The following is an 18,425-nucleotide window of genomic DNA, read 5'->3' on the forward strand; positions in this document are numbered from 1 at the left end:
ATAGCTCCCTTCACGCGCACGGCGGGTCGTAAGGGATGTCCGGAAGGTACTGCCGCCACACGGTTTCCGGAATGGGCGGCGAGTCGGCGCACAGCTTCTCCAGCAACCGCGGCACGTCGATGCTCCAGATGGTCGTGCGGGTGGCGTCCGCGCCACCGAGCAACGCCCCGTCGGGGCTGAACGCGATGGAGGCGACGCCCAACCGCGCGCCGGAGCGCAGCACCGACACCTCGAGGGGCCGTGACGGATCGCTGACGTCCCAGAGCACCACCTCGCCCGCCTGCCCCGCGCTCGCGATCATCCGGCCGTCCGGGTGCGGTGCGAGGGCGAACACGCCGCCGACGTGCCCGCTGACGGTCGCGACCCTGGTGCCGTCCACGCGCCACACGGTGATCAGGCCGCTGCCCGACCCGGTCACGACGTGGTCGTCGCCCGGCCCGAACAGCACGGACTCCACGGGGTCGTCCTTCGTCTCGAGGACCCGGATCTCGCGCGGATTCGCCGGTTCCGCGATGTCCCACAACTGCACGAACTCGCCGTGATCGCCCCGAGTCACGAGGTGATGACTGTCCCGGCTGAACGCGAGCCCACCGCGCAGACCCGCGTTCGTGCGGGGAAGCCTCGTCACCTCGACCGCCTCGTCACCCCGCCGCTCCCAGAGCGTGGCGCCCTCCGTGTCCATCGCCCCGATCAGCTTGCCGTCCGGGCTGAACACCACCTGTTCGGCAGTGGTGTCCTGCTTCGCCGAGGGAGGGATGTCGCTGAACGGGTCCATCAACACGATCGGCAGTCCCGCCGCCAGCTTCGTACCGTCCGGGCTGAACGAGACGGGCTGGCCGCTGACGTTGAAGGTTCGGACGGTGCGCAGTTCGCGGGGACCGGCGGGATCGCTCAGGTCGTAGAGGGTCGTCGGGCGGCCGGTGGCGAGCATCCGGTTCGGTCCGAACCCCAGTTCGCCCCCGCCCTGCGCGACGACCGCCGTCGCGGCCGAAGGGGACGCCGCCAGCACGGTCCACAGCCGCACCACGTTCTGGTGCGGTGAGCCGTCGGACGACGCCGAGGCGAGCACGCGCGAGTCCGGCCTGAACGCCAGCGCGGTGATCCAGGCGATGTGTCCCGGCAACGACGTCGTGGCGCGCGGCTGGAGCACGTCGGTGACGTCCCAGAGCGCGATCCCGCCGGCCCCGTCACCGATCGCCAGCATGGTGCCGTCCGAGGAGAACGCCAGCGACCGTGCGGAGAGCGCGGCCCCGGCGAGCACGCTGTAGAGCTCCCCGGTCGCGGTGTTCCACAGCTGCACCGTCTGGTCCGTGCTGACGGCGAGCACCGATCCCGTGGGAGAGAACCGCATCAGGCTGATCGCTTCGCCTCGCGCCATCACCGTGCTACGCCGGGACGGGGTGCCGGTGATGTCCCACAGCTGGATCTCGTTGCCGGTGAGGTGCAGCGCGAGGGTGGCACCGTCGGCACTCACCGAGACTTCACCGAGCGAGGCGGCGGGGCCCGCTATCTCCGCGATCTCCTTCGGCGCCAACGGTTCCGCGAGATCCAGCAGGACCGTGCGGGAGTTCACCCCGGTAATCGCGAGCACCGGCTCGCCCGGCACGAACGCGAGCGAGCCCGCGCCCTCCCGCCACACGTGCCGCCAGGTCCAGTCCACGGCGTCCAGGACGATCAACGAGGTCGCGGTGCCCACCACGACGTGCCTGCCGTCCGGGTGGAACGCCACGTCGGACACCTTCGAGCCGAGCGGGACCCGCCACCGCTCCCTGATGCCCTCGAAGAGCACGAGCTCGTCGCCGACCCCGGCCGCGAGCAACTCGCCGTGCGGGGCGAACGCGATCGCCCAGGTCTCGCCACCGGTCGGCGCCACCCGCGGGATCGACGGGCTCTCCATCAGCGCCCCGAGCACTTCCGCGGTCGGCGCCATCCGATAAGCCTGGACCAGCAACTGCCGTGCGATGTTGGGCCGTGAGTCGCGAACGGCCGCTGCCTGGGCGACGAGCTGGCGTGAGGTCGCGACGAGCGTTTGCTGCTGCGCCCGATCGCTCTGCTGCTCCGAACGGACCGCGAAGATCACGGCGGCGACCAGCAGGACGGTCAGCACGGAGATCGTGGCGGCGACGGTCCGCCTGGTGCGGCGGCGTTCGCGGACGTGATGCCCGATCAGCTCGGACTTCTCGATGCCGTCGAGCGGTGCCACGACGTCGGCCAGCACTGACTCCCAGCCGGGGTCGCGCGGGTCTGCCCGCACCACGCGCAGGTCGACACAGCGCGGCTCGGGGATGTCGTGCAACACCTCGGGCAACGCGGTGGTGCGCTCCTTGTCCAGAATGCCGTTGTCCCACACCGCTTCGCCGTCGGTGAGCAGCACGAAGAGGCTGCGGCGATCGCGGTTCTCCAGCCACCACGCCACTTCCTTGGCGACCCAGCGCGACCGGGCGGAGGCCGGTGAGGCGAGCAGCAGGAAGTTCTCCGCGTTCGCCAGACCGTCCAGAATCGCCTGGGTGAGGTCGGATTCGGCCGCCAGCACGGAGTTGTCGAGGAACACCCGCCTTGCCCTCGGCCGGTACCAGGGCTTCGCGAACTTCTCGATGCCCTCCTGCAGCAACGGCCCCAGCTCGTGGTCCGTCGCGTGGCTGTACGAGATGAACGCCGCGAAGACCTTCTCGTCGGACATGGCCCCTCTCCGCTGTCCGGGTGAACACCCTTACATCGTCGGGGGAAGCCTCTCCGTTAGGGCCCGAAGCGTGATAACACAGGCACATGATCGAGGCGGACTTCCCCGGCGTCTTCCACGACGCGGACAAGATCGCCGTGCGCGGGCAGCGGCAGACCTTCGTGCTGAGCAAGTTGCGGCTGGTCAGTGCCGTGATCGCGGCACTGGGGGGCGCGCTGAGCTGGAAGCTGGGCCGCATCGACGTCTGGGCCCTCGTGGCGCTGTTCGGGTTCCTGGCGGCGCTGTTCGCGGAGATCATGCTGTGGACCCAGCGCCCCGAACGCGACTGGACCGCGGGCCGCATGATCGCTGAAGACATCAAGTCGCTCGCGTGGCGGTTCAGCGTGGGCGGCCACCCGTTCCCCTCGACGATGCCGCTGCCGGATGCCAGGAAGCTGTTCCAGCAGCGGGTCAACGAGGTCGTGGCACGAGACGGCGCCGGCCTGACGTTCCACAACGTGAGCCGCCAGACGACGGTGCCGATGGCCGAGCTGCGGAGCAAGCCGCTGGACGAACGCCGGCAGACCTACCTCGTCGAGCGGATCACCAACCAGCAGGAGTACTACTCGGCCAGCGCGAGCCTGCACCAGCAGCGCGCGTACCGGCTGCGCGTCCTGCTGGTGGCCGGCGAACTGCTCGCCGTCGTGCTGGCCGCGGGCAGGGGGTTCGGCGTCTGGGACGACGACATCTCCGGGATCATGGCGGCCGTCGTGGCGAGCGGCGCGGCGTGGCTCGGGCTGCGGCAGTACGAGAAGCTGCGCCTCACGTACTCGATCGCGGCGAACAACCTGGCGTACGTGTCCGACCAGCTCGCCGACGTCGCCGAGGACGAATGGGAGAACTCGGTGATGGACGCGGAGGAGTCGTTCCGCAAGGAGAACACGACGTGGATGGCGGGTCAGCCGAGCGCCACCTGAGCCTCGGCCGACCACGCGTTTCGAGTTCCTGAGTGATGTGGCCCGGAAGGTCGCTTCGCCGACGTTCCAGGACGCGCCACTAGGCCAGGGCTTCGACGATTCGGGCGACCATCTCCTTCTCCGCCGCGGCCACCTCGCCGTCCGCGCCCGCCACCGAGCGGACCATCTCCGTCACGGCGCCGCGGAAGATCGGGACCTCGCGCGAGTCGTGCGCGTTGACGATCTCCACGGCGTCCTTGAGCGCGGCCAGCACGCCTGTCTCCACATCGGACGCCGACCCCTTGGGCAGCGAGGGCGGGGCGGCGGCGATGACGGCGCGCAGGTCGTCCGGAAGCAGGGTCATGGCCCTGATGCCGGCGTAGCTCTCCTCGTCGACCGAACCGGGGTCCGCCGTGGACACCAGCACCATGGCACCGAAAACGGCCGTGCGGAGGGTCTGCCCCTCCGCCTCCGTGTACGCAGTCATGGGCGCAAGCCTATGCAACGATCAGTGGCTATGAGTGCGGGTCAGGTGCTTGGCGCCAACATCAGGGCGATCCGGGAGCAGCGGGGGTGGTCGCTGTCGGAGCTCGCGCGGCGGTCGTCCATCGCCAAGGGCACGCTGTCCCAGCTGGAGAGCGGCGCGGGCAACCCGACGATCGAGACAGTGTTCAGTTTGTCGAACGCTTTGGACGTGCCCGTGTCGGAGTTGGTGACCGAGCGGACGCCGCCGGACGTGCTGCTGGTGCGGGCCCGGGACGTCGAGGTGCTCAGCAGCAACGCAGTCGACCTGCGGCTGATGCGGCGGATGGACATCGGCGACACCGTGCTGGAGATCTACGACCAGCGGGTCCGGCCCGGTGCCACGCAGACCACCGAAGGTCATCACGGCAAGGAACACGTGCTGGTCACGAGCGGCCGGCTGCGCGTGGGGCCGGTCGAGAAACCGTACGAGCTGGGGCCGGGCGACTACGTGTGCTTTCCCGGCTCGACCCCGCACCTGTACGAGGTCCTGGACGGCGAGGTCAGTTCGGTACTGGTGCTGGAGTACCCGAAGCACTAACGTTCATTCTATTGAACGGAGGTGGCGATGCACCCGGACGTCGTGGTCGTGGGAGCGGGCATCATCGGGGCCGCGTGCGCCCAGGCTCTGACCGCGCGCGGACTCGACGTCGTCATCCTCGACCGGTGCGGACCGGCCTCGGGCACCAGCTCGGCCGGTGAGGGCAACGTCCTGGTCAGCGACAAGGAGCCCGGCCCGGAACTGGAGCTCGCCAAGGCGAGCCGCGAGCTGTGGCCCGCGCTCGCCGCGGACGCCGGAGGCATCGAATGGGAGGAGAAGGGCGGACTGGTCGTCGCGACCACGCCCGAAGCCTCCGAACCGCTGAAGGCCTTCGCCGCGAGGCAACGCTCAGCCGGCATCGACGCCTGCGAGCTCACCGCGGCAGAGGCCCTGGCCTACGAGCCGCATCTCAACCCGTCGATCACCGCCGCCGTCCACTACCTGCAGGACGCGCAGCTCAACCCGGTCAAGGCCACGGTCGCGCTGCTGCGCGGCATCAGGGTCCTGAACGCCGAGGTGGCTAGCACGGACGGCCGCTCGGTGACCACGTCCGACGGCGTGATCAGCTGCGGCGCCGTCGTCAACGCCACCGGCCCGTGGGCGCGGAACTTCGGCGTCAACGTGCTGCCCCGGCGCGGCGTGGTGCTCGTGACCACCCCGATCCCCGGCACGATCCGGCACAAGGTCTACGACGCGGACTACGTCGGCGCGGTCGCGAGCGGCGACGCCGACCTGCAGACCTCCGGCGTCGTCGAGTCCACCCCGGCGGGCACGGTCCTGATCGGGTCGAGCCGCCAGCGCAAGGGCTTCGACGACACGATCGAGACCAGGGTGCTGACAGCATTGGCACGCAAGGCGATCACGCTCTTCCCGATGCTCACCGACGTCCCGGTCATGCGCGCGTACGGCGGCTTCCGTCCGTACGCCCCCGATCACCTGCCGATCATCGGCGAGGACCCGCGCACCCCGGGCCTCTGGCACGCCACCGGCCACGAGGGCGCGGGCGTCGGCCTCGCCCCGGCCACCGGACGCCTGCTCGCCGAGCTGCTCACCGGTTCCAGCCCGCACGTGGATCCGCATCCGTTCCGCGTCGACCGTCCGGAGGTGATGGTGTGAAGGTGACCTTCAACGGCCTGCCGCGCGAGGTCGCGCACGTCGCGGAACTGTTGCCAGGACGGTTCTTCTGCGGCATCGGCGTGTGCTTCGGCTGCGTCGCCGAGATCAACGACGTGCCCGAGGTCCGCGCGTGCCGTCACCAGCTGTGCGACGGCGACGTGATCAGGACCCAGAAGTGAACACCGCCATGAAGATCGTCGTCGTGGGAGCGGGACCGGCCGGGATGGCCGCCGCCAGAACCGCCGCCGACGCGGGCGCCGAGGTCACGATGGTCGACTCGGAACCCGAGGCGGGCGGCCAGTTCCTGCGTGGCCGGGCCCAGTTCAGCCACCCCGGCGTGACGCACCTGAAGAACACCGAGGCCTGGCTCGTCGAGGACCGGACGCTGCATCTGCGTGGTCCGAAACAGCTGAGCTTCGACGCGCTGATCATCGCCACCGGCGCCTACGACCGCCCTCTCCCCTTCCCCGGCTGGGACGGCCCCGGCGTGATCACCGCGGGCGCCGCCCAGGCCCTCGCCAAGCAGGGAGTCACCCTCGCCGAACGCGTCATCATCGCGGGCACCGGCCCGTTCCTGCTCCCCGTCGCCACCGCCCTCCAGGACCTAGGCGCCACCCTCGTAGGCGTCTACGAGGCCTCCTCCCCCACGAGGTGGCTCCGCGAGTCCAAGGCCGTCCTCACAAACCGCCACAAGATCGCCGAGCTCGCGCGGTACCGCAAAGTGCTGACACGCCTGGAGACCCGCACCGCCGTCGTCGCCAAGCACGGCAGCCGCGTCACCGTCGCGAAGCTCGACCGCCACTGGAACCCGGTCAGCCACCGCACCGAGCACGCCGACCTCGTCTGCGTCGGCTACGGCTTCCTCCCGCGCACCGACCTCGTCCCGAACGCCCGGCGCACCAACGACTTCCTCGACGTCGACGAACGCCAGCAGACGTCGGTCGCGAACATCTACGCGGCCGGCGAAGTCACGGGCATCGGTGGCGCGGACCTCGCCGAAGCCGAAGGCATCATCGCCGGAGCCGCTGCGGCACAACAGGAACCACCGGCCAAAGCCCTGGAAGCCGTCCGCAAGGGCCGCCTGTTCGCCCAGGCCCTGGCCCGCGCACACGCCGTCCAGTCCGGCTGGCGGACGTGGCTCACCCCCGACACCACCGTGTGCCGCTGCGAGAAGGTCAGGCTCGAAGACCTCACCGACGCCACCAGCATGCGCGAACTGAAGCTCACCAGCCGCGTCGCGATGGGCCGCTGCCAGGGCCGCATCTGCGCCCGCAACGCGGCCGAACTGACCGGCATCCCGTTCGACGGCCAGCGCCGCGTGATCGCGGTCCCGATCCCCCTGGGCGAACTGGCCGCTCTCCCGGACGACCACACGCCCTGACGAACCGCCCGGCGTCGCCACCGCACCCAGAGGAGCCACTCATGACCGAACGCCTCGACGGCGTCATCGTCGCCACCGCACTCCCCTACGCCGAGGACCCGCAAGCCCCGGCCGGACTGCGCCCCGACCTCGACAAGCTCGCCGAGCACTGCCAGTGGGTCGTCGAGAACGGCTGCCGCGGCGTGGGCCCCAACGGCTCGCTCGGCGAGTACTCCTCCCTCACCGACGCGGAACGCCGTGAGGTCGCGCAGACCGCCATCGCCGCGGTGAAGGGCCGGGGTATCGCCGTGATCGGCGTCCACGGCGTGGGCGCGCACCAGGCCCGCCACTGGGCCGAGCTGGCGGCCGAGGACGGCGCGGACGGCGTGCTGTGCCTGCCTCCCACGATGTACCGGGCCAACAGGACCGAGGTCGTGCACCACTTCCGCGAGGTCGCGAAGGCCGGGCTGCCGATCATGGTCTACAACAACCCGATCGACACCAAGGTCGATCTCACCCCGGACCTGATCGCCGAGCTGGGCCAGATCGAGCACGTCGTGGCGGTGAAGGAGTTCTCCGGCGACGTCCGCCGCGTCCTCGAGATCAAGGCCGCCGCCCCGCACCTCACCGTCGTGGCCGGCGCCGACGACGTGGTGCTGGAAAGCCTGCTGATGGGCGCGACGGGCTGGTTCGCGGGCTACCCCAACGTGTTCCCGGCCGAGTGCACCGAACTGTTCGAGCTGGCGCAGCTCGGCAAGCTGCACGAGGCACGCGCGCTGTACGAGCGTCTCGTCCCGGCCTTCCGCTGGGACTCGCGCACCGAGTTCGTCCAGGCGATCAAGCACTCGATGGACTTCGTGGGCCGCTACGGCGGTCCGTGCCGTCCTCCGCGCGGGCCACTGAGCCCTGAGCAGCTCGCCCAGGTCGACGCCGACATGAAGCTGGCCACCTCATGAGGTTCGCCCAGTACTTCAGCGCGGTCGACTCGCACACCGAGGGCATGCCGACGCGGGTGATCACCGGCGGCGTCGGCGTGATCCCCGGCGAGACCATGGCCGACAAACGCCTGAACTTCATCAAGAACCACGACCACATCCGGCGGTTCCTGGTGAACGAACCGCGCGGCCACGCGGCGATGAGCGGCGCGATCCTGCAACCGCCGACCTGCCCGGACGCGGACTGGGGCGTGCTCTACATCGAGGTGTCCGGCTGTCTGCCGATGTGCGGCCACGGCACGATCGGTGTGGCGACCGTCCTCGTGGAAACCGGCATGGTCGAGGTGACCGAGCCCGTCACGACCGTCCGTCTGGACACACCGGCCGGACTCGTGCTCGCCGACTACGACACGCGCACGAAGCTGGTCACGATCCGCAACGTCCCGGCGTACGCCCACGAGCTGGACGCGGTCGTCGACGTGCCGGGACTCGGCGAGGTCCGTTACGACATGGCGTATGGCGGCAACTTCTACGCCATTCTGCCGCTGGATCAGCTCGGCATCCCGTTCGATCGCGCGGAAAAGGATCGAATCCTCGCGGCCGGTCTATCCATTATGGACCGAATCAACGCGGCGAACCGCCCGGTGCACCCGGTGGACGCCGCGATCGGTGGCTGCAAGCACGTCCAGTTCACCGCGCCCGGCCAGGACGGCGCCCACTCGCGCAACGCGATGGCGATCCACCCCGGCTGGTTCGACCGTTCACCCTGCGGCACAGGCACTTGCGCTCGGATGGCCCAGCTGCACGCCCGCGGTGAGCTCGGAATCGGTGCAGACTTCGTGAACGAGTCGTTCATCGGCACCAGGTTCGTCGGCCGGTTGCTGGAGGAGGTTCCGCTCGGCGACCGCACGGCGGTTGTGCCCACAGTGGCCGGTCGCGCGTGGATCACCGGGATGGGCCAGTACCTCCTCGACGCCACCGATCCGTTCCCGGAGGGGTTCTCGCTCTAGTCGATAAGGTCATGGTCGTGACCACGCCCAGTCTGGAAGCGCTGCTGCGCATCGGACCCTTCCACTCTGCGCTGCGCGCAGCGATCCGCCGGCGCGGCCTGACCCTGGAGCGGCTCCGGCTACGCCTGGCGCAACAGGACGTCGCCGTGGCGCTGTCGACGCTGAGCGACTGGCAGCAGGGCCGGGTGCGCCCGATCTCGCCGAAGTCGCTGCGAGCCGTGTCGGTGCTCGAGGAGCTGCTGGAGGTGCCGTCCCGCTCGCTGCTCACGTTGCTTGAGCAGTCCGGCCCGAACGGCTGGCCCGACGTCGTGCCCGGAATGATGCCCGGCTTCAACACCAACGACCTGGAGATCATCTCCCGGCACGACAGGGTCTTCGTCGACGCGGACAGGCACGCGTCGCGCATCCACGTCAGCATGATCGCCCGCGCGCGCCAGGACGGCGTCGACCGCTTCTACGCGCACTACTTCGGCGACGACTCCGTGCGGGCCTCGGAGGTCGTGCAGGAGCCGGTGCGCAACTGCCGCATCGGCAGGTCCGCGCGCAACGAGACCGAGCACGTGACCGTCGACGAGCTGCTGTTCGACCGGCCGTTGAGGTCGGGTGAGACGTGGGTGTTCGAGTTCGCCATTCACGATCCGACCCAGCTCGACAGCTTCGAGTACGCGCAGGGCGTGCGGTGCACCCTGGGGCAGAGCCTGATCGAGGTGCACTTCGACCCGGCCGCGCTGCCGTCGGACCCGCACCTCTACCTGCAGGACTGGCAGGAGGACGAGCCGCACCGGACCACCGACCTCAGGCTCGACCACACCCACTCGGTGCACCACTTCGAGACGAACGTGTCGGTGAACTGGATCGGTATCCGCTGGAAGTGGGCCTAGACGAGCTGCGCGGTGCGCTTGCGCTGCGGGAACGAAACGGGAACGAGTCCTCGCTTCGGCGTGCCGATCATGGCGAACAACCAGGCCCGCGCGGCCATCTTGGCGGGCGGCAGGTCGTTCACCTCGCGCCAGGCCTTGATCAGGACGTCGTGCACCACGTCCTCGGCCTTCGCACCGTGCACCCTCGTCGCGTAGGCCAGCAGTGCCGCGCCATGGGTCTCCCACAGCGAGCTGATCAGGGCTTCGTCGCGAGTGACCATGAACGAAAAGGTAAAGCTTGTTACCTGTTGAGGGAACCTCACAAGCGCTGAGCGACCGTGCGATTGCGGTGAGCGGATGAACGGTCACGCGAGTAGGTTCTGGGCAGCTTTCGTGAGGAGACTTCCTTGCTCACCACCGACTTCGTGCCCGGAGCACCGAACTGGATCGATCTGGGCTGCCCGGATGTCGTTGCGGCCGCTGAGTTCTACGGCCGCGCGCTCGGCTGGACGCACGTGTCGCTGGGCCCCGAGGCCGGCGGTTACGGCTTCTTCGGTCACGAGGGACGAACGGTCGCCGCCGTCGGGCCGCTGTCCGAACCCGGCGCCGCCTCGGCGTGGACCATCTACTTCGCCTCGCCGGACGCCGATTCCGTCTGTCGCTCGGTGTCTTCGGCGGGCGGCAAGGTGCGGCTGGAGCCGTTCGACGTCTTCACGAGCGGGCGGATGGCACAGCTGACCGATCCGGCCGGCGCGGAGTTCGCCGTGTGGCAGGCGGGCGATCTGCCGGGCGTCGACGCGGTGTCGTCCGTCGGCGCGTTGACGTGGGTCGAGCTGCATTCACCGGACGACGCCTCCTTCTACCGCACGGTGTTCTCGTGGGACGTCGTGACGATCCCCGGTGCGCCGGGCTCGTTCTTCCGGCCCGCGGGCACCGGTGAGGGTGCGATGTTCGGCGCGGTGGTGCCGGACTCGTCGGCCTACTGGTTGCCGTACTTCGAGGTGGCTGATCCGGACGCGGCCGCGGCAGTGGCCGATGTCGTGGTCGAGCCCTGCTCGCTGGAGGGGATCGGCAGGATCGCGGTGCTCGCCGATCCGTTCGGAGCCCGGTTCGGCGTGATGAGTTCCGTTACCCCCTAAAAGCTCCCGAAATGATGTAACGCCAGCTAGCGTGCGCTGATGCAGTTGCCGTGGAGAGCCGCGCCCAGGGCAGCGCTGTCGAGTCCGCTGACGTTGCTGGTGAGCATCGCGACGACGTTGCTGCTGGGCTTCGTCGTGGCCGCGGCCGTGCTGCACTCGTCGTCCGCGGGCAGTGCGGCTCTGGCTTACCAGCAGGACCGGATGTGCCCGCATTCCGTGCACCCGTCGCTGGTCGCCGAGGGCGGCCTGCCGCTGTCCTCCGCTGTCACGATGGCGGCGCAGAGCCCGATGGGCGCCGTCTACACGCAGGTCGGGCGTCCTGACTTCAACGGGATCGCTACCTGGGGCCGGTTCGGGTACCGGCCGGAAGCGTTGGCGCATCTCACGGTGCTCGAAGGTGGCGGCACCGGGTTGTGGGTGCCGCAGACGATCGCCACCGCCGCGCACGTCCGGGTGGGCGACCGGTTGAGCGAGTCGTCGCTGGCGGTCAGCGCGATCTACGCCGATCTCGCGCAGCCGGTGTCCGGGTGGTGGTGTTCCGAGGCGAAGACCGTGGTGCCGAACCCGTTGGGCGGCGACGGCGCCAGCACCTCGGTGATCTGGGTGCCCCAGGTCGCCGACCTCGCTCTGCTGCCCCCGGAGTTCTCGGAGTGGGCTTCGGTCTCGCTGCGGTTCCCCGTCGAACCCCTGTCCACGCTTGCCGAGGCGGAGGCGTTGCGGGACAAGGGGAACGCGCTCCTGACGTCCCTGAAGCTGCCGTTGACCCGGGTCGACACGCTGTCCTCGGCCGTCGCGGCGGCTAGGGCCTCCGAGCGCAACGTGTCGTCCGCGCTGCTGCCGTTGGTGCTCATCAGCGTGTTGGTGGGGCTCGCGGGCGTGGGCACGGTGACCGTGCAATGGGCTCAGCGCCGGCATTCCGAGCTGCGGCTGTTGTGGGTGCGCGGGGCCAGTCCGCTGTCGCTGGGCTTCCGCGGTGTGCTGGAGCTCGGGTTGCCGTTGGTGGCGGGCGGGTTGCTCGGGCTTCTCGCGGCACGGTTGCTGCTGCCTTTGTACGGTCCCGGGGTCGTGCTCGCCTCCGGGTCGCTCTGGGTGGCGTTCGGCTTCGTTCTGGCCGTGGTGGTCGCTTCGCTGGTCGTGACCGTGCTGGTGGCGTCCTGGCGGGTGCACCGGACGTTCCAGCGGCGTGCCCGCTCGTGGCGGCTTTCCGCGGTGCCGTGGGAGCTGGTCGTTGGCGCGCTGGCCGTGCTGGCCTGGGTTCGCTTGTCCCGCAACGGGTTGGGCCCGTCGTTGAAGCCCGGCGAGCTGCCCCGGATCGACGTGGCGGCGTTGACGTTCCCGCTTCTCGTCGTGCTGACGGCGGCGTTGCTGGCGACTCGGCTGTTGCGGTGGTCGCTGGTGTGGTCGCATCGCGTGCAGTGGTGGAGGGTTCCGGCCGCGCAGCTGGCGTTGCGACGGCTGGCGGCCGCTGCCGGGCCCGTGACCGGGGTGGTGCTCGTGGGCGTGCTGGCGGTCGGCACGATCGCCGTCGGCAGCGCGGTGGCCGGTGCTCAGCAGTCGGCGCTGGCCTCGAAGTCCGGTGTGTTGGTGGGCGCCAACAGCACGGTGCAGGTGTCACAGGACATCGCGCTCGGACGTGTGGCGCTGCCGTCGTCGTTGCGGGGCAACACAACTCTCGTGGGCGTGAGCACCGGCGCGTTGGTGGTGGACCCCGCCACGTTCACCGACGCCGCCGTCCTGGACGACCCGGCTTCGGTGCGCTCGCTGCTTTCCGGTCTTCGTCGGACCGGTGATGTCGCTCCGGCCGTGCGGATCGGGCGTTCGGCGAACCAGGAGATCCAGATTCCCGGGATGCCGCTGGTGAAACCGGTGGCGTCGCTGCCGTCGTTCCCGAAGCTGGGCACGCGCGGCTACGTGGTCTCCCGTGAGTCCGTGCCCGCCGTCGAGCAGGTGGGGTCGTGGCACCTGTGGTCGTCGCTGCCGCTGTCCTCCCTGACTTCTTCGTTGCAGGACGCGGGAATCCACTACACGAACGTCGCCGACCGTGCTCGGGTCCTGGACGGGCTGCCGTTCCTGACCGTCGAGTGGACCTTCGGTTTCGTCGCCGCCATCGGCGTCGTGCTGGCCGTGGTGGCCGCCGTCGCCCTGCTGCTGGCCATCGAGGTGCGCCGCCGGCAGAGCGCCGTCTCCGGCGCGCTGTCGACCCGCATGGGCATGCGGCCGTCCGTGCTGTGGTCCAGCCACCTGCTCGAGGTGGGCGCGCTGGCGTCGCTCGCGGTGGCGATCGGCGCGGTGGCGTCGTTCGTGAGCACCGGTTTCGCGGTCCCGCGCCTGGATCCCGCGCCGTGGCTCAATCCCGCCCCGGTGCTGCCGGATCTGGTGCCGCTGCTGGGCTCGATGGTGCTGTGTGGTCTCGTGGTGGTCGTTGTGGCGGCCTGGCTTGCGTTGCGCGGTGTGCGCACCGCGCGGATGGGAGAGCTGCTCAGGTGATCCGCGCTAGTGGCGTCGGGGTGTCCTACGGGTCGGTGCGCGCCGTGGCGGACGTGTCGCTGACGATCGCGCCGGGCCTCACCGTGCTGTCCGGCCCTTCCGGCTCGGGCAAGTCGACGCTGCTGCGGGTGCTGTCGCTGGTCGAACGGCCGTCCGCCGGCGAGGTGTTCGTGCGGGAGGAGCCGACGTCCGCGCTGTCGTGGGCGGAGCTGCGGGCGTTGCGGCGCAAGGAGATCGCGGTCGTCTTCCAGAACCCGGCCGACAACCTGATCGCGCACCTGACCGTGGGTGAGAACCTGCGGGCGGCCGGGGCCGCGGACTTCGCGTTGCTGGACCAGCTGGGACTGGGCGGGTCCGCCACCTGGCGGATCGGCGCCCTGTCGGGTGGGCAGCAGCAGCGGCTGGCGTTCGGGTGTGCGTTGGCGCGCGGTGCTTCCGTTGTGGTGGCGGACGAACCAACCTCGCAGCTGGACGTCCGGTCGGCCGATCTGGTGCTGGAGACGCTGGCCTCGTTGCCGGTGCCCGCGGTGGTGGCCTCGCATGATCCGCGGCTGGTGGCATTGGCGGATCTGTGCATTCCGTTGGTGGCGTCGTGATCCGGGCCGCGGGGGTGCATCGGGCGTTCGGCGGCGTCTCGGTGTTGCGCGGGGTGGATCTGACGGTGTCCGCCGGGGAGCTGGTCACGTTGAGCGGGCCTTCCGGGTCCGGGAAGACCGCGCTGCTGTCGTTGTTGTGCGGCTTCGACTTCCCGGATCGCGGGTCGGTTCTGCCCGGGCTCGCGTCCTGGTCCGACTGTGCCGTGTTGCCGCAGTCGCTGGGGCTTGCCTCCGAGTTGACGCTGGAGGAGAACGTCGCTCTGCCGTTGAGGCTGGCCGGGCGCGCGGTCTCCGGTGTCGCCGGGTTGCTGGCCGAGCTGGGGATCGAGGCTTTGGGGGCTCGGTATCCCGGGCAGGTCTCGTTCGGGCAGCAGCAGAGGGCGGCGCTGGCCCGGGCCGTGGTGGCCGGGCCTGCCGCGTTGCTCGCCGATGAACCCACCGCGCATCTGGACGCCGAGAGCGCGGTGGCCGCGGTGGCGGTGTTGCGGCGGGTCGCCGACGAAGGGGCCGCGGTCCTGATCGCCACGCATCACGACGCCGTGCACGCGGTGGCCGACCGGGTGCTGGTGCTGGCCGACGGGCAGGTTCGGGGCTGATCTACCCGACCGGGTGCACGCAGCTCATCGCCTCGTTCGCCGCGATCCCACCGGGTGTGCGCTGCAGGTGCTCCTCACCCCACACCCGGACGCTCTCCACGACGGGCAGGACCGTCTTCCCGTAGGGCGTGAGCCGGTAGATGACCGGTGCCGGGACAGGTCCGGTCTCCACGCGCTCGACCAGCCCGTCGGCCTCGAGCTCGCGCAGCTGTTCGGCCAGCACCTTGGGCGTGATCGGCGTGCCGCGGCGGCGCAGGCCGGCGAAGTGGGACTCGCCGTGGGCCAGCCAGTACACCAGGGTCAGCTTCCACTTCCCGCCGATCGCGGCGAACGCGGCGGCCATCGGACAGCCCGGCAGAGGGTTGGGTCGCGCCGGGGAGGGGTTACCCGAAGGTGCCTTCTTGTTCATGGTTGTGCTCCGTCGGACAGTCGAATCATGAACATGCGCAGGCTTCTCACCGTGCCACACAAACGAGTTCTGGTGGCCGTTCTCGCCGTTGTCTCGCTGACCGCCTCGGTGCCGGCGGCGGCCGGGACCGAGGACGGGCAGCGGGACTTCGACTGGGAGATCGGCACCTGGCACACCGACGTCCGCGTGCTCGCGGATCCGCTGTCGGAGACGCCGGACGAGTGGCTCCACTTCGAAGGCACGTCCGTCGTCCGCCCGCTGCTGGACCGCCGGGCGAACGTCGTCGAGCTGAAGGTCGCCAACGCGAACGGGCGGATCGAAGGTCTCAACATGCGGCTCTACGAACCGCAGGCCAAGCGGTGGAGCCTGACCTTCGTCAACATCCGCGACGGACTGCTCACCCCGTCGGTGTACGGCGGGTTCCACAACGGGGTGGGCGAGTTCTACGGCGACGACCAGCTCGGCGGACGCCCGATCAAGGTGCGGTTCCTCATCAACCAGCTGGGGCCGTTCCAGGCGAAGTTCGAGCAGGCGTTCTCCGCCGACGGCGGCGCGACCTGGGAGACGAACTGGATCGCGGTCGACCGCCGTCGCTGAACCTCAGACCGACGGTGGCCTGTCCTCGTACGGCGTGGACAGCACCACCGTCGTTCGCGTGGAGACGTTGGCCGACTCCCGGATCTTCTGCAGCAGCTCCTCCAACGCCGTCGGAGAAGCGACCCGCACGCGCAGGACGTAGGAGGCGTCGCCCGCCACCGAGTAGCACGCCTCGATCTCCGAGAGGTGCTCGAGGCGCTTCGGGTAGTCGTCGGGCTCGGCCGGGTTGATCGGGAAGAGCGAGATGAACGCGGACATCGGCAGGCCGATCTCCGCGCCGTCCAGGCGGGCCGCGTAGCCCTTCACGATGCCGCGCTGTTCCAGGCGCTTCACGCGTTGGTGGACGGCCGAGACGGACAGGCCCACCCGCTCGGCCAGGTCGGTGAAGCTGCACCGGCCGTCGGAGGCGAGCTCCTTCAGGATCGCTCTGTCGATCTGCTCGAGGGTCAAAGCACCACCAGGTCGTGAGGTCGGTTGTTGAAGGACTCGACGCCCGTCTCGGTGGCCACCACGATGTCCTCGATGCGCGCGCCCCAGCGGCCGGGCAGGTAGATGCCGGGCTCGACGCTGAACGCCATGCCGGGCTCGAGCGGCAACGCGTTGCCGCTCACGATGTAGGGCTCCTCGTGCACGTCCAGGCCGATGCCGTGGCCGGTGCGGTGCACGAAGAACTCGCCGAAGCCCGCGTCCGCGATGACCTTGCGGGCGACGGCGTCGATCTCCTCGCACGTGACGCCGGGCTTCACCGCGTCCACGGCGGCCTGCTGAGCGGCCTGCAGGACGGCGTAGGTGTCGCGGACGTCGTCGAAAGCGGGCTCGCCCATCACGTAGGTGCGAGTCGAGTCGGAGTTGTAGCCCTCGGCGACCGGGCCGCCGATGTCGATGACGACCACCTCGCCGGCCTCGATGACGCGGTCGGAGTCGCGGTGGTGCGGCGAGGCGCCGTTGGGACCCGAGCCGACGATCACGAAGTCGGCGACGGTGTGGCCTTCCTCGACGATGGCGACGGCGATGTCCCGCGCCACCTCGCGCTCGGTGCGACCCACGCGCAGGAGCTCGCCCATGCGCGCGTGGACGCGGTCGATCGCCTGACCGGCCTTGCGCAGGGCGTCGATCTCACTCGCGTCCTTGCGCATGCGCAGCTCGCGGATGATCGGCCCGGCCAGCGACTGGGCGCCGCCGATCGCGGTGCCGAGCTTGATGGTGTGCAGGGCGGGCATCATGTCCGCCACGGCGACGCGCGTGCCCTTCACCGCGGCCTTGACCAGCGCGTACGGGTCCTCGCCGTCGACCCACGTGACGACCTGGACGCCCAGCTCGTCGGTGGGGATCGCCGCGTAACCGGGCTGCTCCAGCTTCGGCACGACGAGCGTCGGGGTGCCGCCGACGGGCAGCGCGAGGCAGGTGAGGCGCTCGAAGGAGTCGCCACCGGCACCGATCAGGTACCGCAGGTCCGAGCCGGGCGAGATGAGGAGGGCGTCTACGCCCGCCTGCTCGGCGGCCGCGGAGGCGCGGTCGAGGCGCGCACGCAGCGCGGACACGTCGATGGGTCCGGTGATCGTTGCCATGGCCGAAAGCCTAGTGCGTCGACCGCGGTGCTCGCCGGGCGCGTTCGGCACTCAGCAGGGCTTCAGCCTGAACGCCGAACGCGCCCGACAAGCGACAGCGGTCACAGCACTAGTAGCTTGTCCACTCGTGAGCTCTCCCCTGGTGCTGCTGGACTCCGCGAGCCTCTACTTCCGGTCGTACTACGCGCTGCCGGACTCGATGACCGCGCCCGACGGCACGCCGGTCAACGCCGTGCGCGGGTTCGTCGACACGATCGCGCGCGTCATCAACGACCGCGGCGCAGGCCGGCTGGTCGCGTGCCTCGACGCCGACTGGCGGCCCGAGTTCCGGGTGAAGTTGCTGCCCTCCTACAAGGCGCAGCGCGTGGCCGAGGACGCCGCTGACGGCTCCGAAGAGGTCCCGGACACCCTCACGCCGCAGATCCCGATCATCCTCGACGTCCTCGACGCGGCCGGCATCTGCACCGGCGAGGCGGCGGGGTACGAGGCGGACGACGTCATCGGCGCGTTGGCCCACCACGAGCAGAAGTCACCCGTCGAGGTGGTCACGGGCGACCGCGACATGTTCCAGGTCGTGCGCTTCGAGCCGACGCCCGTGCACGTGCTGTACGTCGGCCGTGGCTGGAACAAGGTCGAGATCCTCGGCCCCGAGGAGCTGGCCGCCAAGTACTCGCTGCCGGTCGAGAACGCCGGGTCCGCCTACGCCGACATGGCCGTGCTGCGCGGCGACCCCTCCGACGGCCTGCCGGGCGTCGCGGGCATCGGCGAGAAGACGGCCGCGAAGCTCATCACCGAGTTCGGCTCGCTGGACGCCGTGCTCAAGGCCGTGAGCGACCCGATGGACCGCAAGCTCACGACCAAGGCCCGCAACTCGCTCATCGCGGCCGAGGAGTACCTGGCGGCCGCGCCCACGGTCGTGCGCACCGCGCTGGACGCCCCCGTCGTCAAGGACCGCGACGACGAGGTGCCGCGCGTGCCCGCCGACCCCGAGCGGCTGCGCGAGCTCACGCAGCGCTGGGGTCTGGGCAGCTCGGTGCCGCGTCTGGTCAACGCGATGGAGCGGCGCGCCTGAGC

20 protein-coding genes are annotated in these 18,425 nt (G+C 70.2%); 14 read left to right on the top strand and 6 right to left on the bottom strand.

Annotation, left to right across the window (positions count from 1 at the left end):
- Positions 1-10 precede the first annotated feature (10 nt).
- Positions 11-2,680, bottom strand: coding sequence for a hypothetical protein (locus ABZ345_RS27220; protein ID WP_359854406.1), 2,670 nt, complete (start codon positions 2,678-2,680; stop codon positions 11-13).
- Between the two features lie 86 nt (positions 2,681-2,766).
- Between ABZ345_RS27220 and ABZ345_RS27225 the strand changes: the two genes are divergently transcribed.
- Entirely contained in the window at positions 2,767-3,636 is an 870-nt protein-coding gene (locus ABZ345_RS27225; protein ID WP_359854409.1) for a DUF4231 domain-containing protein, read from the top strand.
- A gap of 79 nt (positions 3,637-3,715) precedes the next feature.
- Here the strand turns inward: ABZ345_RS27225 and ABZ345_RS27230 are convergent, their stop codons facing one another.
- Positions 3,716-4,102 carry a hypothetical protein gene (locus ABZ345_RS27230; protein WP_359854412.1) on the bottom strand — a complete coding sequence of 129 codons (387 nt, stop codon included), beginning with the start codon at positions 4,100-4,102 and terminating at the stop codon, positions 3,716-3,718.
- A 30-nt stretch (positions 4,103-4,132) separates the two neighbouring features.
- Here ABZ345_RS27230 and ABZ345_RS27235 point away from each other — a divergent pair, with 30 nt between their 5' ends.
- Genes ABZ345_RS27235 through ABZ345_RS27265 form a run of 7 tightly spaced genes read left to right on the top strand, consistent with a single transcriptional unit; the run spans position 4,133 to position 9,980 of the window.
- Entirely contained in the window at positions 4,133-4,678 is a 546-nt protein-coding gene (locus ABZ345_RS27235) for an XRE family transcriptional regulator (protein WP_359854415.1), read from the top strand.
- A gap of 27 nt (positions 4,679-4,705) precedes the next feature.
- Complete coding sequence (locus ABZ345_RS27240; RefSeq protein WP_359854417.1) at positions 4,706-5,794, top strand: FAD-dependent oxidoreductase; 1,089 nt, start codon at positions 4,706-4,708, stop codon at positions 5,792-5,794.
- Positions 5,791-5,973, top strand: coding sequence for a 2Fe-2S iron-sulfur cluster-binding protein (locus tag ABZ345_RS27245; protein ID WP_359854419.1), 183 nt, complete (start codon positions 5,791-5,793; stop codon positions 5,971-5,973). The genes ABZ345_RS27240 and ABZ345_RS27245 overlap by 4 nt, the downstream gene beginning before the upstream one ends.
- Positions 5,970-7,175, top strand: a complete 1,206-nt coding sequence (locus tag ABZ345_RS27250) for an FAD/NAD(P)-binding oxidoreductase (protein ID WP_359854422.1) — start codon at positions 5,970-5,972, stop codon at positions 7,173-7,175. Before ABZ345_RS27245 ends, ABZ345_RS27250 begins: the two co-directional genes overlap by 4 nt.
- 41 nt (positions 7,176-7,216) lie before the next feature.
- Positions 7,217-8,110, top strand: a complete 894-nt coding sequence (locus tag ABZ345_RS27255; RefSeq protein WP_359854425.1) for a dihydrodipicolinate synthase family protein — start codon at positions 7,217-7,219, stop codon at positions 8,108-8,110.
- Positions 8,107-9,099 (top strand): proline racemase family protein, encoded by a 993-nt coding sequence (locus ABZ345_RS27260; protein WP_359854427.1) that lies wholly within the window; start codon positions 8,107-8,109, stop codon positions 9,097-9,099. Before ABZ345_RS27255 ends, ABZ345_RS27260 begins: the two co-directional genes overlap by 4 nt.
- Before the next feature lie 17 nt (positions 9,100-9,116).
- Positions 9,117-9,980 carry a hypothetical protein gene (locus ABZ345_RS27265; RefSeq protein ID WP_359854430.1) on the top strand — a complete coding sequence of 288 codons (864 nt, stop codon included), beginning with the start codon at positions 9,117-9,119 and terminating at the stop codon, positions 9,978-9,980.
- On the opposite strand, the gene ABZ345_RS27270 is transcribed toward ABZ345_RS27265, so the two are convergent.
- Positions 9,977-10,240 carry a sigma factor gene (locus tag ABZ345_RS27270; RefSeq protein WP_359854433.1) on the bottom strand — a complete coding sequence of 88 codons (264 nt, stop codon included), beginning with the start codon at positions 10,238-10,240 and terminating at the stop codon, positions 9,977-9,979. The genes ABZ345_RS27265 and ABZ345_RS27270 overlap by 4 nt on opposite strands.
- A gap of 126 nt (positions 10,241-10,366) precedes the next feature.
- Between ABZ345_RS27270 and ABZ345_RS27275 the strand changes: the two genes are divergently transcribed.
- Genes ABZ345_RS27275 through ABZ345_RS27290 form a run of 4 tightly spaced genes read left to right on the top strand, consistent with a single transcriptional unit; the run spans position 10,367 to position 14,777 of the window.
- A complete protein-coding gene (locus ABZ345_RS27275) occupies positions 10,367-11,098 on the top strand; it encodes a VOC family protein (RefSeq protein WP_359854435.1) in 732 nt (243 codons plus the stop codon).
- Positions 11,099-11,137: 39 nt separating this feature from the next.
- The gene (locus tag ABZ345_RS27280) at positions 11,138-13,585 is read left to right on the top strand and encodes an ABC transporter permease (RefSeq protein WP_359854438.1); all 2,448 of its coding nucleotides are present in this window, start codon (positions 11,138-11,140) and stop codon (positions 13,583-13,585) included.
- A complete protein-coding gene (locus tag ABZ345_RS27285; protein ID WP_359854441.1) occupies positions 13,582-14,181 on the top strand; it encodes an ATP-binding cassette domain-containing protein in 600 nt (199 codons plus the stop codon). The genes ABZ345_RS27280 and ABZ345_RS27285 overlap by 4 nt, the downstream gene beginning before the upstream one ends.
- Complete coding sequence (locus ABZ345_RS27290; protein WP_359854522.1) at positions 14,181-14,777, top strand: ATP-binding cassette domain-containing protein; 597 nt, start codon at positions 14,181-14,183, stop codon at positions 14,775-14,777. Before ABZ345_RS27285 ends, ABZ345_RS27290 begins: the two co-directional genes overlap by 1 nt.
- A 1-nt stretch (position 14,778) precedes the next feature.
- On the opposite strand, the gene ABZ345_RS27295 is transcribed toward ABZ345_RS27290, so the two are convergent.
- On the bottom strand, positions 14,779-15,120 hold the full coding sequence (locus ABZ345_RS27295) for a helix-turn-helix domain-containing protein (RefSeq protein ID WP_359854444.1): 342 nt from the start codon (positions 15,118-15,120) through the stop codon (positions 14,779-14,781).
- A gap of 117 nt (positions 15,121-15,237) precedes the next feature.
- Here ABZ345_RS27295 and ABZ345_RS27300 point away from each other — a divergent pair, with 117 nt between their 5' ends.
- Positions 15,238-15,783, top strand: coding sequence for a hypothetical protein (locus ABZ345_RS27300; RefSeq protein ID WP_359854447.1), 546 nt, complete (start codon positions 15,238-15,240; stop codon positions 15,781-15,783).
- A 3-nt stretch (positions 15,784-15,786) separates the two neighbouring features.
- On the opposite strand, the gene ABZ345_RS27305 is transcribed toward ABZ345_RS27300, so the two are convergent.
- Entirely contained in the window at positions 15,787-16,233 is a 447-nt protein-coding gene (locus ABZ345_RS27305) for an Lrp/AsnC family transcriptional regulator (RefSeq protein ID WP_045313945.1), read from the bottom strand.
- A complete protein-coding gene (locus ABZ345_RS27310; RefSeq protein WP_359854449.1) occupies positions 16,230-17,351 on the bottom strand; it encodes a Xaa-Pro peptidase family protein in 1,122 nt (373 codons plus the stop codon). Before ABZ345_RS27310 ends, ABZ345_RS27305 begins: the two co-directional genes overlap by 4 nt.
- A 127-nt stretch (positions 17,352-17,478) precedes the next feature.
- On the opposite strand from ABZ345_RS27310, the gene ABZ345_RS27315 reads away from it, so the two are divergent.
- On the top strand, positions 17,479-18,423 hold the full coding sequence (locus tag ABZ345_RS27315) for a 5'-3' exonuclease (RefSeq protein WP_359854452.1): 945 nt from the start codon (positions 17,479-17,481) through the stop codon (positions 18,421-18,423).
- Positions 18,424-18,425 lie beyond the last annotated feature (2 nt).

Source organism: Lentzea sp. NPDC005914 (assembly GCF_040629405.1).
Lineage (GTDB): Bacteria > Actinomycetota > Actinomycetes > Mycobacteriales > Pseudonocardiaceae > Lentzea.